The sequence below is a fragment of the Aromatoleum sp. genome, assembly GCF_035254505.1.
Taxonomy (GTDB): domain Bacteria; phylum Pseudomonadota; class Gammaproteobacteria; order Burkholderiales; family Rhodocyclaceae; genus Aromatoleum.
Genome location: NZ_DATFAO010000018.1, coordinates 26,815 through 42,910, shown reverse-complemented (window position 1 = coordinate 42,910; position 16,096 = coordinate 26,815). Strand labels below are relative to the sequence as shown.

Genomic DNA, 16,096 nt, shown 5'->3' with positions numbered 1-16,096 from the left:
GCCACTCGAAAGAGTGGCTTTTTTGTTTTTGCGTTACGGCTTGCGTATGGGCTGCCGGCCCGGCTTGTCGTCCGGTTTCTCCAACGCGTCGTCGTCGATTGTCGAGCGCGGGAGTAGGGTGTCGATGGAGATGACATTCCCGGCGCCCGGTGCCCAAGGCAGCGATGGCATGCTCATACGCATCGATAGTCGCGCCGCTTCGGTTCCGGTGTCCGTGCTGCGACGCAGCGGGATGACCGTCGCTTCGAACTGAGGCATCCAGGGGACCGCCTCACGGCGGCGGTCGTCGTTCATTTCGCGGTCGCGACGGGCGGTTCCGGAGCCCCGGTTCAATTGGTCGAGCCAGCGGTTCCAGAACCCGAAATAGAAATTTATCCACGGCACGCCCAACCACATCGCGGTCAACTCGCGTGGCGGCCAGCCGGACAAGCCCGGGGGCTGCGTGCGCGTGCCTGCCGCGCGGCGTCGGTACTCGTGCGAATAGGTCTTTTCAGCCATGAGCTACTCCTCCGTTTGCCGGCTCCGTTTCTCGGTATAGCACCGTCGGCCGGCCATGCAAGCCAGGAAGTGCACGCCCCACCGCATTCGCAGTGAGGCAGAAGCCGCACTCAGGCGGCGCGCAAGGGACTACACTGCTAATGAAAGAAAGTGTGCGCCGGCGAGCTGCACGACGGCAAGGCCGGCCGACGAGAGCGGAGGCCGAGATGAGCCACAAACACATCAATCTGCTGCGTACGATTTTCCAGGATCCGATCAGCGCCAACATTCACTGGCGAGAGGTCGAATCGCTGCTCACGCACCTCGGCGCGACGATCGAGCCAGCCCACGGGGCGCGGTTTCGCGTCGTGCTCAATCGGATGGAAGGTTTCCTGCATCATCCCCACCACGGCAGCGAATGCGGACGCCAGGACATCAAGCAATTGCGCGAATTTCTGGCGCATGCCGGGGTGACGCCGTCGAGCTACGAGGCGCAGGGCGCGGAGCACGGCAGCCCGTGACACTGCCCGTCGTCGAGGACTCGGCCGACGGCATTAAGAAGGCTCACATTCTCGAAACGCATTTTGCGCTATGCTTCGTCTGTTGCTCTGCAACATGCAGGGCGAATCTTTTTACTGTCGATTTTTTCCCTTCCGGAATGTGATTGAGATGAGCGAACAGACGCGCGATTTTTCAGAATTCTATGGCTATCGTTTCGAGGACCTGACGGTGGGCATGAGTGCCGCAGTCGGCCGTACCGTCACGGACGCTGACATACTGATGTTTGCCGGCGTTTCGGGCGACACCAATCCGGTCCATCTGGACGGCGAACTCGCAGGCGCATCGATGTTCGGCGGTCGCATCGCGCACGGCATGCTATCGGCGAGCTATATTTCGACCGTCTTCGGCACCAAGCTGCCCGGGCCCGGCTGCATCTACCTGTCGCAGACGCTGAAGTTCAAGGCGCCGGTCAAGGCGGGTGACACCGTTGTCGCGCGCGTCACGGTCGCGGAACTCATGCCGGAAAAACGACGTGCGCTGTTCAACACGGTGTGCACGGTCGGCAGCAAGGTGGTGCTCGAAGGTCAGGCCGAGATCCTAGTGCCGGCACGCTGACGTCGTCCGAGAGGGCCGCGCGCGCCCTTTCATCGCAATGCAAAACGGGAGCCAAGGCTCCCGTTTTCTTTGCCACTTTGCCCCTAACGCGGATCAGCTTTGGACGCGCTTGTCGCGTTCGATGAGCGCGTACGCGGAGTGGTTGTGGATCGATTCGAAGTTTTCCGATTCCACGACATACCGATCGATGCGCGCTTCCGCGTTGAGCAGGCCGGCGACGTCGCGCACCATATCCTCGACGAACTTCGGGTTTTCGTAGGCGCGCTCGGTCACGAACTTCTCGTCGGTGCGCTTCAATAGCCCATAGAGCTCGCAGGAAGCTTGGCTTTCGACGAGCTGCACCAGCTCCTCGATCCACAGGAAATTGTTGGTCTGCGCCGTGACTGTGACGTGCGAGCGCTGGTTGTGTGCGCCGTAGGCGGAGATCTTCTTCGAGCAGGGGCACAGGCTGGTCACCGGCACGACCACTTTCATGTTGAAGACGTATTCGTTGCCTTCGCGCAGTTCAGCGGTGAAGGTGACCTCGTAGTCCATCAGGCTCTGCACGCCGGAGATCGGAGCTGTCTTGTTGATGAAGTACGGAAAGCTCATTTCGATGAGCCCGGTCTCGGCCTCCAGGCGCTTGACCATCTCGCGTAGCATCGGCTCGATCGACTCGACCGAGATTTCGCGCTCGTTACTGTTCAGGATCTCGATGAAGCGCGACATGTGGGTCCCCTTGAAATTGTGGGGAAGCCCGACGTACATGCTGAAGGTCGCGATCGTGTGCTGCACGCCGCCGCTCTTGTCGCTGACGCGGATCGGATGACGGATATCCTTGATGCCGACCTTGTTGATGGCGAGCTGACGGCTGTCCCGGGAGTTCTGGACATCGGGGATGGCGTGGGTCTCGTTGGGGGTCATCTTGTCTGTTCTCTGGTTTGTAGCAGCCTGCTCAGCGTATCATTCCCGACAATCTTGCTCAACTATTGTGGGCATAGATGCGTTCAATTGCGGCGACGATCCCGGCGGCGTGCAGACCGACCTGTTCATGCAATTGGGTCTGGTCGCCATGGTCAACGAAGTGGTCCGGCAGGCCGAGGCGTAGCACGCGAGGCCGTTGCGGGAGGCTTTCGACGACGCGTGCCACCTCCGACCCGGCGCCGCCAATCACCGCATTTTCCTCAATCGTGACCAGGAGGTCGTGCGATGCGGCGAGTTCTTCGATCATGTCGGCGTCGATCGGTTTGACGAAGCGCATGTTGGCGACCGTCGCGTCGAGGAGTTCGGCAGCCTGGAGGGCGTTGCCGAGCAGGCTGCCGAAGACGAGCAGAGCGGTCTTCTTGCCGCGACGGCGGATTTCGCCCTTGCCGATCGGCAGCGCGGTCATCGCCGTTTCGGGCGTCACCCCGAGGCCGCCGCCGCGCGGGTAGCGCACTGCCGTTGGGCCGTCGTGGCGATAGGCCGTGTAGAGCATCTGGCGGCATTCGTTTTCGTCGGAGGGAGCCATCACGACGAGGTTCGGCACGCACAGCAGGAAGGAGAGATCAAAGGCGCCATGGTGCGTCGCGCCGTCCGCGCCGACCAGCCCTGCGCGGTCGATCGCGAACACCACCGGCAGGTTCTGCAGCGCGACGTCGTGGATCAACTGGTCGTAGGCGCGTTGCAGGAAGGTCGAGTAAATCGCGACGACGGGCCGGAAGCCCTCGCAAGCAAGGCCGCCGGCAAAGGTGACCGCGTGCTGTTCGGCGATGCCGACGTCGTGGTAGCGGTCGGGGAATTCCCGCGCGAAGCGCACCATGCCGGAGCCTTCGCGCATGGCCGGCGTGATGGCGACGAGCTTGTCGTCGCGCGCCGCCATGTCGCACAGCCAGTCGCCGAAGACCTGTGTGTAGGTGAGCTTGCCGCCGCCCTTGCCGGTCTGGATGCCCGCGGTATGGTCGAACTTCGACACGCCGTGATAGAGGATCGGGTCGGCTTCGGCGAGCTTGTAGCCCTGGCCCTTGCGCGTGACGACATGCAGGAACTGCGGACCCCTGAGCTTCTTGATGTTCTGCAGCGTCGGGATCAGCGCGTCGAGGTCGTGACCGTCGATCGGGCCGTAGTAGTGGAAGCCGAACTCCTCGAAGAGCGTGCCCGGCGTGATCAGTCCCTTGACGTGCTCCTCGACCTTGCGCGCGAAGTCGAGCATCGGCGGGGCGACGCCGAGCACCTTTTCGCCGGCGCGGCGCGCGGCGTTGACGGTGCTGCCGGACATCATGCGCGCGAGGATCTTGGTCAGCGCGCCGACGGGCGGCGAGATCGACATCTCGTTGTCGTTGAGGATCACCAGCAGGTTGACGTCGCGCATGTCGCCGGCGTTGTTCAGCGCCTCGAAGGCCATGCCGGCCGACATCGCGCCGTCGCCGATGACGGCGATCGAGCGCCGGTCTTCGCCCTTGTCGTAAGCCGCCACGGCCATGCCGAGCGCAGCCGAGATCGAGGTCGACGAGTGCGCGGTACCGAAGGTGTCGTACTCGCTCTCGCAGCGGCGCGGAAAACCGGAGATGCCGCCGAAATGGCGCAGCCCGCTCATGGCGTCGCGGCGCCCGGTGAGGATCTTGTGTCCGTACGTCTGGTGGCCGACGTCCCAGACGATGCGGTCTTCAGGCGTATTGAAGATGTAGTGCAGGGCGATCGTGAGCTCGACGGTGCCGAGGTTCGACGACAAGTGGCCGCCGGTCTTGGAGACGGATTCGATCAGGAATTCGCGCAGTTCGGACGCCAGCGTGTGGAGTTCGCGGCGGTCCAGACGGCGCAGGTCGGCGGGCGAGTCGATGCGTTGCAGCAGGGGATACGCGGGCATGGTGTCGTGCAGCAGGTCCGATTTCAGAAGCGGCGATGGACGATGAAGTTGGCGAGCTCCGCGAGCTTTGCCGCATCTGGACCGAAGGAGGACAAGGCTTCCTGAGCGTCGGCGAGCAGGGATTCGGCGAGCGTGCGGGCCTCGGACATGCCGAGCAGTGTCACGTAGGTCGGTTTGTTCTGGTCGGCGTCCTTGCCGGCCGTCTTGCCGAGCGTGGCGGTGTCGGCCTGGGCGTCGAGGATGTCGTCGACGACCTGGAAGAGCAGGCCGACGATCTTGCCGTAATGGTCGAGGCGCGCGAGCTGGTCCGCCGGGAGTGGCGCACCGCAGTGGGCGCCGAGCAGGACCGAAGCGCGAATCAGCGCCCCGGTCTTGTGGATATGCATGAATTCGAGCTCTTGGCGCGTGAGCTGCTTGCCTACCGCGTCGAGGTCGATTGCCTGGCCGCCTGCCATGCCGCGTGAGCCGGAAGCGCGGCCGAGCAACGCGATCATCTCGAGTTGCACATCGGGGGTCGGTGCGAGCGTGGTGTCGGACAGAACCTGAAAGGCGAGGGCCTGCAGGGCGTCGCCGACGAGCAGCGCCGTCGCCTCGTCGTATTCGACGTGCACAGTCGGTTTGCCGCGGCGCAGGACATCGTCGTCCATGCAGGGCAGGTCGTCGTGGACGAGGGAATAGGCGTGGATCAGTTCGACCGCGCAGGCGATGCGGTCGAGCCGCGCCGGGTCGGCGCCGGCGAGTCGGCCCGCGGCATGCACGAGCAGCGGGCGCACGCGTTTGCCGCCGCCGAGCACGGCGTAGCGCATCGCGGCGTGCAGACGCTGCGGCGCAATGTTGTCGGCCGGCAGCGCGTCGGCCAGTGCGCTCTCCGTGCGTTGCTGGATTTCTTCCATCCAGGCGGCGAAATTCTTTTCGCTCACTCGGGCTTCCTCCTGTCTTCCGGCGCGTTCTGTGGGACCAACGTGTCGCCTTCGAGTTGCTGAACGCGCTGTTCGGCGGCCTGTAGGGTTTCCTGACAGTATTTCAGCAGGTTGGTGCCGCGCTGATAATGCTCGAGCGCCTGCTCCAAGGTGATGCTGCCGGTTTCCATCGCCTGTACGATGGACTCCAGCTCGGCGATGGCCGATTCGAAGGATGCCGGCGTGTTGGCCGTGTTTGCCATGGCTCGAAGCGGGACAGGTAAAAGGGAGGAAAGTAACCGATCGCGCTACTGGCGGTCAAACTACTTCTCGCATAGAATCGCCTGCTGTTTTTTTCCGAATTTCTTGATCTTTTCATGGGAGGTTCGGGGTGTCCGACCTTGAATCCAAGGCCAAACTGTCCCCGGCGGTGTCTCAGTTGCCGGTGTCGGCGTACTTCGACGAGCGTGTTTTCGAGCTTGAAAAGCGTCTGCTTTTCGACGCCGGTCCGGGGTATGTCGGTCATGAGCTGATGGTCCCGGAGGTCGGCAATTATCGCTCGCTCGAGTGGCTGGACCATTCCAAGCTCCTGTTCCGGACCGACGAGGGCGTCCATCGCCTGTCCAACATCTGCCGCCATCGCCAGGCCATCATGCTCGAAGGCGCGGGCAAGGCCGAACACATCGTCTGCCCGATCCACCGCTGGACCTACGACCAGACGGGGCAGCTGCGTGGCGCGCCGCATTTCCCGCAAAACCCCTGCCTGAATCTCAGGCGCGATCCGCTCGAGAACTGGAACGGGCTGCTCTTCGCGGGTCCGCGTCACGCGGGAGCGGATCTTAGCGGCATGAACGTCGCCTCGGAACTCGACTTTTCGGGCTTCAGGCTCGATCGCGTCGAGATCCATGAGTGCAATTACAACTGGAAGACCTTCATCGAGGTGTACCTCGAGGATTACCACGTCGCGCCCTTCCATCCGGGGCTCGGCAATTTCGTCACCTGCGACGATCTGACCTGGCAATTCGGCGAGTGGTATTCGGTGCAGCGGGTGGGTATCACCTCGCTCGCGAAGCCTGGGTCGGCGACCTACGGCAAGTGGCACCAGGCGGTGCTCGATTACTACGGCGAGAAGAAGCCGGCACACGGCGCGATCTGGCTCACCTACTACCCGAACGTGATGGTCGAGTGGTATCCGCACGTGCTGGTCGTGAGCACCTTGATTCCGACCGATGTGAACAAGACGACCAACGTCGTCGAGTTCTACTACCCGGAAGATATCGTCGAGTTCGAACGCGAGTTCGTCGAGGCCGAGCAGGCCGCGTATATGGAAACCGCGATCGAGGATGACGAGATCGGCGAGCGGATGGACCGCGGACGGCTGGCGCTGTTGAAGGAAGGGCGCGACGAGGTCGGCCCCTACCAGTCGCCGTACGAGGACGGGATGCAGCATTTCCACGAGTTCTATCGCCGTATCATGGGCGAGCACCTATGATGCGGGCCTGATCGGCGGGACGGGCTGCGTCCCTTAGCCGCGCAGTTCCGCAGATTGTTCCTGCGATGCGCCGCGAATCGTTGTTTCGTCGTGTTCGAGTGAGGCTTGCGGTGCTGCATGTGCGGGCCCCGGTATTTCGGCGCTGCGATGACCGCGCCTGACCCATGCCTGCATGTCGGCGACCAACGTGTAGACCACCGGGATCACGAGCAGGCTGAGGAAGGTCGAGGTAACGAGGCCGCCGATCACCGCGATCGCCATCGGAGCCCGGAACGAGGGATCGACGCCGAGGCCTAGCGCGATCGGCGTCATGCCGGCACCCATCGCGATGGTCGTCATCACGATCGGGCGGGCGCGCTTGCTGCACGCGTCGAGGAGCGCATCGAAGCGTGACAGACCTCTTTCACGTCGGGCGACGATGGCGTATTCGACGAGCAGGATGGAGTTCTTGCTCGTGACGCCCATCAGCATGATCAGGCCGATCAGGGAAGGCATCGATAGGCCGCTACGGGTGAGCAGCAGCGCGACGAAGGCGCCTCCCAGCGCGAGCGGCAGGGCTGCGAGAATGGTCAGCGGCTGCGCGAATTCGTGGAAGAGCAGGACGAGGACGATGTAGATGCACAGCACGCCGGTCAGCATCGCGATCGCGAAACTCTCGAACAGCGTCTGCATTTCCTGCGCGTCGCCGATGGGCTCCCAGGACGTTCCCGCGGGCAGGTGCTGGAGGCTCGGCAGCGTGGCGATCGCCTTCTGGACTTCGCCGAGCGGGCGGTTGGTGAGTTCGATGTCGAAGTTGATGTTGCGCTTGCGGTCGAAGCGCGAGATTTCCGACGGCCCGCTTTCGATGCTGATGTCGGCCACGTTGCCCAGCATGACATTGCCGCGCTTGCCGGGGATTGGAAGGCGGGCGAGCAACTCGATGTCGGTGCGGGCGCTTTCGGGCAGCCTGACGACGATGGGGATCTGCCGCTCGGAGAGATTGAGTTTGGCGAGACTGAAATCGTAGTCGCCGCTGGTGGCGATGCGGAGCGAGTCGGCGATGGCCGCTGCAGTGACGCCGAGGTCCGCGGCTCGGGCGAAATCGGGACGGATGATGACTTCGGGGCGGACGAGGCTTGCGCTCGACGAAATGTTGCCGAGGCCGCCGATCTTGCGAAGATCGCGCTCGACGGCGTTCGCGATACGAAGGAGCGCTTCGTTGTCGTCGCCCTTCAGCGAGAACGCATACTTCTCGCCGCCGCCCCCAAGGCCGACGCGGACCCGCACGCCGGGCAGGGCGCGCAGGCTCTCCCTCAACTGAGCCTCGACGGCCTGCTTGGTGATCGTGCGCTGCTTGCGCGGCGTGAGGTTGATGGTCAGGGAGGCCTTCCGGACCTCGGGGGCGCCGCCGAGCGCGAAGGCGTCGGCGCCCGCGCTGCCGCTGCCGATGGCCGTGTAGACCTGGACGACGTTCGGGTTCTGCGTCAGGATCGTGCGCGCCTGTTCGGCGGACTGCAGCGTGTCCTCGAAGCGGCTGCCGGGCGGCAGCTCGATCGACACGAGGGTTTGCGACAGGTCGTCGGGCGGCATGAAGGTCGTGGGCAGCAGCGGAATCAGCGCCAGTGACCCCAGGAAGAAGCCCGTCGCGGCGATGAGCGTGAGCGCCCGATGACGCAGACAGCTCGCGACAAAGGCGAGGTACGTCTCGGTGAGTCTGCCTTGCCGCGGCACATGCGCGGTCGGACGCAGGAGGTAGGCCGACATCATCGGCGTGAGCAGGCGCGCGACGAGCAGCGACGCGAGGATCGCGAGTGTCGCGGTCCAGCCGAACTGCTTGAAGAATTTTCCGGAGATGCCGTTCATGAAGGCGGTCGGGAGGAAGACCGCGATCAGGGCGAAGGTGGTCGCGATGACGGCGAGGCCGATCTCGTCGGCCGCTTCCATCGCGGCCTGATACGGCGACTTGCCCATCCCGAGGTGTCGAACGATGTTCTCGATCTCGACGATCGCGTCGTCGACGAGGATGCCGATGACGAGTGACAGAGATAGCAGGGTCACGACGTTGAGCGAGAAGCCGAAGTAGTCCATCCCGACGAAGGCCGGGAGGACGGAAAGCGGCAGGGCGGTGGCGGACACGAAGGTCGCGCGCCAGTCGCGCAGGAAGAACCAGACGACGATGACCGCCAGGATTGCACCTTCGACGAGCAGCCACAGCGAGCCCTTGTAGCTTTCCTCGACCGGATCGACGAAGTTGTAGGCCTCCTTGATCCGGATCCTGGGTTGGGCGGCCTGCAACGAGGCGACCGCCTCGGCAACGCCGCGGGCGACTTCGATCTCGCCCGCGCCGCGCGCCCGCACGACTTCGAAGCCGACCACGGGCTTGCCGTCGAGCATCGCCGTCGAACGGCGTTCGGCCACGGTGTCTTCCACGTGCCCGAGCGAGGCGAGCTGGACGCGCCGTCCGTCGCTGAGGACGATTTCCATGGCGGCCAGCTGCTCTGCGCTCAGCGCGGTCGCCAGCGTACGGACGGTCTGCTCGCTGCCGCCGAGGTCGGTGCGTCCGGCCGATGTTTCCATCTGGATCCGGCGCAGCTGGCGGGAGATGTCGGCGACGGTGACGTTGAGGGCGAGCAGGCGCTCCGGGTCCAACTCGACGCGGATTTCTCGTGCCACGCCGCCGACACGCGACACCTGGCCGACGCCGGAGACCGACAGCAAGGCCTTGGATACGGTGTTGTCGACGAACCAGGACAGCGTTTCCTCGTCCAGCGTGTCGGAGGCAACGGTGTAGGTGACGATCGGCAGGCCGGATAGGTTGAAGCGCGAGATCACCGGGTCGCGAAGGTCACCGGGCAGGTCCGAGCGGATGCGCGAGAAGGCGTCGCGGACGTCGTCGATGGCCTCTTGCGTGGGTTTTTCGAGGCGGAATTCGGTCGTGATCGTCGCGACACCGTCCTGAATCCGCGTGTAGATGTGCTTCACGCCTTGCAGCGTCGCGAGGGAGTTCTCGATCTTGCGCGCGACCTCGGTTTCCAGTTGCGAGGGGGCTGCGCCGGGCAGGGGCGCCGTGAGCACGACCATCGGCAGATCGACGTCCGGGAAGTTCTGGACCTTCATCCGCGCGAACGAAAACAGGCCGAGGATGCTCAGCATGATGAACAACAGTACGCCTGGAACCGGGTTGCGGATCGACCAGGCCGAAACGTTCATCGTGAGGCCCTCAACTCTTTTTGGCCGCGGGAGCCGGGGCGGCCGGCGCAGCCGGAGCAATCTCCACCAGGTCGCCGTCGTTCAGGAAGCCGCCTCCGCTCTCGACGACGCGGTCGCTGGCCTCGATCCCGGAGAGAATCTCGACGCGGTCCTGCTGACGGCGGCCGGTGGCGACCCTTACCTGCGCGACACGGCCATCCGGCCCGACACGGAAGACGAAGGAGAAGCCTTCGCGGAGCATGACGGCCGATTGCGGGAGGCTCAGATGCGATTCCTTTTTCGAAGTCGCAGGGACGATTTCCCCTGTCGCGAACATGCCCGCTTTCGCTTCGGAAGCGGGCAGGTCGACGTAGGCGATCCCATTACGGCTGACGGGGTCGACGGCGGGGGCGACGCTGCGCACCTTGCCCGTGACCTTCGTGCTGCCCGGGATCGTGAGTCGCGCGACGTCGCCGGGCCTGACCTGCGCGAAATCGTCGGCCGTCAGCTCGGCACGCCACTCGAGACGGCTGCGCAGGATGAGACGGAAGAGTTCCTGACCGGCCTGGGGCACCGTTCCGACCGCGGCGGCGCGTGCCGAGATGATGCCGTCGTCGGGTGCAAGAATGCGGGCTTGGCTGAGCCGGACCTCGGCGAGCTTGACGCGTGCGGCAGCGAGGTCGATGCGCGAGCGCGCCGTCTGTTCCATCGTCAGGTATTGCGTGACCTGCTGTTCGCTCATCATGCCGGTCGGTTTGAAGCGGCGGGCGCGGTCAGCGTTGGCCTGGGCCTCCGCATACATCGCCCGCGCTTCCTGGAGTCCTGCACGCGCCTGGGCGAGGTCGGCCTGGATGACGTCATCGGCGAGCACGACGAGCACCTGACCCTTGCGCACCGTGTCGCCGACATTGGCCCTGACCTCCGCGATGCGGATCCCGCCGATCTCGCTGCCGATGACCGTCTCCTGCCACGGAGCAATATTGCCGCTTGCGGTGAGGGTCTGCTGCCACGACACCGGCTTCGGTGTGATCACCTGCACCGTAAGCGCGGGGCGGCTTGCCTCGGCGGGCGCTGCGTCGGCTGTCGACGGCGGCGCGCTCTGCCTGTCACAGCCGACGAGGGCTGCGACGGTAGCGAGGGAAGTGAGGATCGCAAACCAGTCCGGATGTGTACGTTTCATGGCAGCAAAGGGCAGCCTCGTGCGTCAAGACTGGATTCAGACGAGGCACTCCGGGTCCGGAATGCCTCACATGGAAGCGCCTGCTCGGCCCCGCGCGTGCGCGGGACCTTTCTGGAATATTTAGCCTGCTTCCGCCGACGTTGGCAACCGGCGTGTCAAAAATCGACGTCCGGAGTGCTTTCAGCCTTGCTGAAGTTCCTTCGGCAGCGGGAAGGTCACGCGCTCGGGGACGCCGTCGAGCGTGCGGACCGAGCCGCTGCTGAGCTGCTTCAGGCGGTCGATGACCGCGTCGACGAGCACTTCCGGGGCCGAGGCGCCGGCCGTGACGCCGATACGCTTGCGGCCTTCGAGCATTGCCGGCTCGATGCCGTCGGCGTTGTCGATGAGGTAGGCCGGTACGCCGCGCAGTTCGGCGACTTCGCGCAGGCGGTTGGAGTTCGAGCTGTTACGCGAGCCGACGACGAATACGACGTCAACCTGCGGCGTCATGAATTTCACGGCGTCCTGACGATTCTGAGTCGCATAGCAGATGTCGTCCTTCTTTGGGCCGATGATGTTCGGGAAGCGCGCGCGTAGCGCGGTGACGAGGGCCGCTGCGTCGTCGACGGAAAGCGTCGTCTGGGTGACGTAGGCAAGCTGGTCGGGATCGGCGACATCGAGGGCCGCGACGTCCTCGACCTTTTCGACGAGGTGGATGCCGTCCTTCACCTGGCCCATCGTGCCTTCGACTTCGGGGTGGCCCTTGTGGCCGATCATGACGATCTCGCGGCCCTGTTCTCGCATGCGGGCGACTTCGATGTGCACTTTCGTGACGAGCGGGCAGGTCGCGTCGAAGACGCGCAGGCCGCGCTTTTCGGCTTCGGTGCGCACCGTCTGGGGCACGCCGTGGGCGCTGAAGATCACGGTGCTGCCGGCGGGAACCTCGTCGAGTTCCTCGACGAAGACTGCGCCTTTTGCGCGCAGCCCTTCGACGACGAACTTGTTATGGACCACTTCGTGGCGCACGTAGATCGGGGCGCCGAAGCGCTCGAGCGCGCGCTCGACAATCTCGATCGCGCGCTCGACGCCGGCGCAGAAGCCGCGCGGGTTGGCGAGCAGGATTTCGTTGGAGGTCATGCGGGGCTCCGTTGGGGTTGGGGCCGATCAAGCTGATACTTAGACGACGCCGATGATGTCCACTTCGAAGCGGATCGTTTTGCCGGCGAGCGGGTGGTTGAAGTCGACGACCGCGAAGGCGTCGTTGATCTCGCGCACGAGGCCGGAGTAGCGGGTGCCGTCGGGAGCACCGAATTCCATGATCGTCATCGCTTCGATCTCTTCGTCCGGCATATGTTCGCGCTTGACGTGTTCGACGAGGTCCGGATTGTAGGGGCCGAAAGCTTCTTCGGGCGCAAGCGTGAATTCCTGGCGCGTGCCGACAGGCAGGCCGGCAAGCATGCGCTCAAGGCTCGGCAGCAGTTCGCCGGCACCCAGTTGCAGCGTGGCGGGCGTGCCTTCGAAAGTGCTGATGAGCGGCTGGCCGTTTTCGAGGGCAATGCGATAGTGCAGCGTAACCAGGCTGTTGGGTTGGACGGATTGCGTCACGAAGGATTCTCCGGGCTAGGGGTGGTACGAGCGGCGCGGAACTGCGCCCACAGCATCAGGCCGACGCCGAGGGTGATCGCCGAGTCGGCCAGATTGAACGCCGGCCAGCCGTAACGGCCGACGTGGAAGAACAGGAAATCGACGACCGCCCCGTGCACGAAGCGGTCGATGACGTTGCCGAGCGCACCGCCGATGATCAGGCTGAAGGCGAGCGGGAGGACGACTTCGTGCTGGTGCCGGCGCACCATCGTGGCGAGCCAGCCGCTGATGCCGAGCGCGAGCGCGATGAAGAACCAGCGCTGCCAGCCGGAATGATCAGCGAGGAAGCTGAAGGCAGCGCCCTGGTTGTAGACGAGCACGAGACTGAAGAAGTCCGTCACGGGCAGGCTTTCCCCGAGCCCGAAACGCGACAGGATTAGCCACTTGGTGAGTTGGTCCAGTCCGATCACGAGCGCAGCAAGTTCCAGCCATCCGTAGAAGCGGCGCGTCAGCGGAATGCCGCCGCGCGTGCCGCGCGGGGCATTGACGGAATCAAGCATGAGTACGGCTTTCTCCGGCGCCGGTCAGGTTGCCGTGGCAGCGGCCGCACAGTTCCGGATGATCGGCATGGCTGCCGACGTCCTCACGGAAGTGCCAGCAACGGCCGCACTTGGCGTGCGACGAGGGCGCTGCGTCGACACCCTCGGCCGCTTCGTCGGCGACGCGAACGAGTTCGGCGCGCGAGGTGATCAGTACGAAGCGCAGGTCTTCGCCGAGACTCGCGAGCGCGTCGTAGCGCGCGCCGCTTGCGCGGACGGTCACTTCAGCTTGCAGCGAGGAGCCGATCTTGCCTTCGGTACGGAGGCCTTCGAGCACCTTCTGGACTTGGGCGCGCGACTCGCGGATCAGGTCCCAGCGGGCGGTGCTTTCGGTCGTCACCGGGGCTTCGGGCAGCGTGTGCCAGGTGTGCAGCATCACGCTGTCGTCGGCGTCGCCGCCGCCGACGATCTGCCAGATTTCCTCGGCGGTGAAGCTCAGGATCGGCGCCATCATGCGCGTGATCGCCTGCGTGATGTGCCACAGCGCGGTCTGCGCGGCGCGACGCGCCAGCGAGTCGGCCTGGGTCGTGTACAGGCGGTCCTTCAGGATGTCGAGATAGAAGGCACCCAGATCTTCGGCGGCGAAGTTCTGCAGCGCCTGCACGATCTTGTGGAACTCATAGCGCGAGTAATCAGCAGTGACCTGGTCCTGCAGTCGACGCGTGAGTTCGAGCGCGTAGCGGTCGATGTCGAGCCATTCGCCGACCGGCACGCCGTTCTTCTCGATGTCGAAGTCGGCGGTGTTGGCGAGCAGGAAGCGCAGCGTATTGCGCAGGCGCCGGTAGACTTCGACGACGCGGTCGAGGATCTCCTTCGAGATCGTCAGTTCGCCCGAGTAATCGGTCGCGGCGACCCACAGGCGCAGGATTTCGGCGCCGAGCTTGTCGGAGACTTCCTGCGGTGCGACGACGTTGCCTTTCGACTTCGACATCTTCTTGCCCTGACCGTCGACGACGAAGCCGTGGGTGAGCAGGCCGTCGTAGGGCGCGCGGCCGTCGACAGCGCAGCCGGTCAGCAGCGACGAATGGAACCAGCCGCGGTGCTGGTCCGAGCCTTCGAGGTAGAGGTCAGCCGGCCAGCGGCTGACGTCGGCGTGCGAGCCGCGCAGCACGGTCCAGTGCGTGGTGCCGGAGTCGAACCACACGTCGAGCGTGTCGCGCATCTTGTCGTACTGGGCGGCTTCGTCCCCGAGGAGTTCGGCGGCGTCGAGCTTGAACCAGGCGTCGATGCCTTCCTTCTCGACGCGCTGCGCGACTTCTTCAAGGAGTTCGAGGCTCTTCGGATGCGGCTCGCCGGTTTCCTTGTTCAGGAAGAGCGGGATCGGCACGCCCCAGTTGCGCTGGCGCGATACGCACCAGTCGGGACGGTTTGCGATCATCGAGTGCAGACGCGCCTTGCCCCAGGACGGGAAGAACTGGGTCTCGTCGATGGCCTTGAGTGCGAGTTCGCGCAGCGTCGGCGCGCCCGGTTCGACCGCGTCGCGGCCGGGCAGGCGGTCCATGCCGACGAACCACTGGGTCGTCGCCCGATAGATCACCGGCGTCTTGTGGCGCCAACAGTGCATGTAGCTGTGGGTGATGTTGCCTGAGGCGAACAGCGCGCCGACTTCGGCGAGCTTCTCGACGATCTTCGGGTTGGCATCCCACACTGACAGGCCGCCGAAGAAGGGCAGGCTTTCGTGGAACACGCCGTCGCCTTGCACCGGGTTCAGGATCTCGTCGTTGCGCATGCCGTAGCGCGTGCACGAGTTGAAGTCGTCGAGACCATAGGCGGGGGCGCTATGGACGATGCCGGTACCGGCATCGGCCGCAACGTAGTCGCCGAGGAAGATCGGCGAGACGCGGTCGTAGAAGGGGTGGCGGAACTGGATCCGGTCGAGCGCGACACCTCGCGCGGCGGCGAGGACGCGGCCTTCGAGCTTATAGCGTTCGAGGGCGGACGCGCGCAGTTCGGCGGCGAGGATCACGAGGCCCTTGGGGGTCTCGACCAGTTCGTACATCAGTTCGGGATGGACGTTGAGCGCCTGGTTCGACGGGATCGTCCAGGGGGTCGTGGTCCAGATCACGATGTAGACCGGCTGCTCGGGCAGCGCGTCGAGCCCGAAGGCGCGCGCGAGCTTGGCGCGCTCTTCATTGGCGAGCTGGAAGCCGACGTCGACCGCCGGCGACTTCTTGTCCTGGTATTCGACTTCCGCTTCGGCGAGCGCCGAGCCGCAGTCGAAGCACCAGTTCACGGGCTTCAGGCCCTTGAAGAGGAAGCCCTTGCGGTACATCTCGCCGAGTGCGCGGATCTCGTCCGCTTCGTTCGAGAACTGCATCGTGCGGTAGGGGTTGTCCCAGTCGCCGAGCACGCCGAGGCGGATGAAGTCTTTCTTCTGGCGTTCGATCTGTTCGCCGGCGTATTCGCGGCACAGTTCGCGCGCGCGGTCGGCGGGCAGGTGCTTGCCGTGCTGCTTCTCGATCTGGTGCTCGATCGGCAGGCCATGGCAGTCCCAGCCGGGGACGTAGGGTGCGTCGAAGCCCGCCATCGTCTTGGAGCGGACGATGATGTCCTTGAGGATCTTGTTGACCGCGTGACCGATATGGATGTCGCCGTTGGCGTACGGGGGGCCGTCGTGCAGGATGAACTTCGGGCGGCCGGCCGCGGCCTTGCGGATCTTCTGATACAGCTTCTTCTGCTGCCATGCGGCGATCCAGCCCGGCTCCCGCTTGGCGAGGTCGCCACGCATCGGGAAGGGGGTGTCGGGCAGGTTCAGGGTCTTGCGGTAGTCAGCCATGG

General features: G+C 64.7%; 14 protein-coding genes. 3 read left to right on the top strand and 11 right to left on the bottom strand.

The genetic code is table 11. The features are described 5' to 3' along the window. Positions 1 to 33: 33 nt before the first annotated feature. On the bottom strand, positions 34 to 498 hold the full coding sequence (locus tag VJ673_RS03885; protein ID WP_324124719.1) for a hypothetical protein: 465 nt from the start codon (positions 496 to 498) through the stop codon (positions 34 to 36). A 206-nt stretch (positions 499 to 704) separates the two neighbouring features. Between VJ673_RS03885 and VJ673_RS03880 the strand changes: the two genes are divergently transcribed. Both VJ673_RS03880 and VJ673_RS03875 read left to right on the top strand, forming a co-directional pair. Next, positions 705 to 998, top strand: a complete 294-nt coding sequence (locus VJ673_RS03880; protein WP_324124718.1) for a type II toxin-antitoxin system HicA family toxin — start codon at positions 705 to 707, stop codon at positions 996 to 998. A 148-nt stretch (positions 999 to 1,146) separates the two neighbouring features. Continuing rightward, complete coding sequence (locus tag VJ673_RS03875; protein ID WP_324124717.1) at positions 1,147 to 1,593, top strand: MaoC family dehydratase; 447 nt, start codon at positions 1,147 to 1,149, stop codon at positions 1,591 to 1,593. A 93-nt stretch (positions 1,594 to 1,686) separates the two neighbouring features. Here the strand turns inward: VJ673_RS03875 and folE2 are convergent, their stop codons facing one another. From folE2 to VJ673_RS03855, 4 genes are read right to left on the bottom strand one after another with little or no spacing between them, the layout of a single operon-like run. Next, positions 1,687 to 2,496 carry a GTP cyclohydrolase FolE2 gene (gene folE2, locus VJ673_RS03870; RefSeq protein WP_324124716.1) on the bottom strand — a complete coding sequence of 270 codons (810 nt, stop codon included), beginning with the start codon at positions 2,494 to 2,496 and terminating at the stop codon, positions 1,687 to 1,689. 58 nt (positions 2,497 to 2,554) lie between these two features. Beyond that, the gene (dxs, locus tag VJ673_RS03865; protein WP_324124715.1) at positions 2,555 to 4,417 is read right to left on the bottom strand and encodes a 1-deoxy-D-xylulose-5-phosphate synthase; all 1,863 of its coding nucleotides are present in this window, start codon (positions 4,415 to 4,417) and stop codon (positions 2,555 to 2,557) included. 23 nt (positions 4,418 to 4,440) lie between these two features. After that, positions 4,441 to 5,337, bottom strand: a complete 897-nt coding sequence (locus tag VJ673_RS03860) for a polyprenyl synthetase family protein (RefSeq protein WP_324124714.1) — start codon at positions 5,335 to 5,337, stop codon at positions 4,441 to 4,443. Beyond that, positions 5,334 to 5,579: an exodeoxyribonuclease VII small subunit gene (locus VJ673_RS03855; protein ID WP_324124713.1), complete on the bottom strand. Its 246-nt coding sequence runs from the start codon at positions 5,577 to 5,579 to the stop codon at positions 5,334 to 5,336. Before VJ673_RS03855 ends, VJ673_RS03860 begins: the two co-directional genes overlap by 4 nt. A gap of 128 nt (positions 5,580 to 5,707) precedes the next feature. Here VJ673_RS03855 and VJ673_RS03850 point away from each other — a divergent pair, with 128 nt between their 5' ends. Next, complete coding sequence (locus tag VJ673_RS03850) at positions 5,708 to 6,808, top strand: aromatic ring-hydroxylating oxygenase subunit alpha (RefSeq protein WP_324124712.1); 1,101 nt, start codon at positions 5,708 to 5,710, stop codon at positions 6,806 to 6,808. A gap of 33 nt (positions 6,809 to 6,841) precedes the next feature. Here VJ673_RS03850 and VJ673_RS03845 read toward each other — a convergent pair whose 3' ends face one another. The 6 genes from VJ673_RS03845 to ileS all read right to left on the bottom strand — a co-directional run bounded on the left by VJ673_RS03845 (position 6,842) and on the right by ileS (position 16,094). Further along, a complete protein-coding gene (locus VJ673_RS03845; RefSeq protein ID WP_324124711.1) occupies positions 6,842 to 9,997 on the bottom strand; it encodes an efflux RND transporter permease subunit in 3,156 nt (1,051 codons plus the stop codon). Positions 9,998 to 10,007: 10 nt separating this feature from the next. Then, positions 10,008 to 11,156 carry an efflux RND transporter periplasmic adaptor subunit gene (locus VJ673_RS03840; RefSeq protein ID WP_324124710.1) on the bottom strand — a complete coding sequence of 383 codons (1,149 nt, stop codon included), beginning with the start codon at positions 11,154 to 11,156 and terminating at the stop codon, positions 10,008 to 10,010. Positions 11,157 to 11,336: 180 nt separating this feature from the next. Next, positions 11,337 to 12,272, bottom strand: coding sequence for a 4-hydroxy-3-methylbut-2-enyl diphosphate reductase (gene ispH, locus VJ673_RS03835; RefSeq protein ID WP_324124709.1), 936 nt, complete (start codon positions 12,270 to 12,272; stop codon positions 11,337 to 11,339). A 39-nt stretch (positions 12,273 to 12,311) separates the two neighbouring features. Beyond that, positions 12,312 to 12,740 carry an FKBP-type peptidyl-prolyl cis-trans isomerase gene (locus tag VJ673_RS03830; protein ID WP_324124708.1) on the bottom strand — a complete coding sequence of 143 codons (429 nt, stop codon included), beginning with the start codon at positions 12,738 to 12,740 and terminating at the stop codon, positions 12,312 to 12,314. Further along, on the bottom strand, positions 12,737 to 13,279 hold the full coding sequence (gene lspA, locus VJ673_RS03825) for a signal peptidase II (protein WP_324124707.1): 543 nt from the start codon (positions 13,277 to 13,279) through the stop codon (positions 12,737 to 12,739). Before lspA ends, VJ673_RS03830 begins: the two co-directional genes overlap by 4 nt. Beyond that, on the bottom strand, positions 13,272 to 16,094 hold the full coding sequence (gene ileS / locus VJ673_RS03820) for an isoleucine--tRNA ligase (RefSeq protein ID WP_324124706.1): 2,823 nt from the start codon (positions 16,092 to 16,094) through the stop codon (positions 13,272 to 13,274). The genes lspA and ileS overlap by 8 nt, the downstream gene beginning before the upstream one ends. Positions 16,095 to 16,096: the final 2 nt, after the last annotated feature.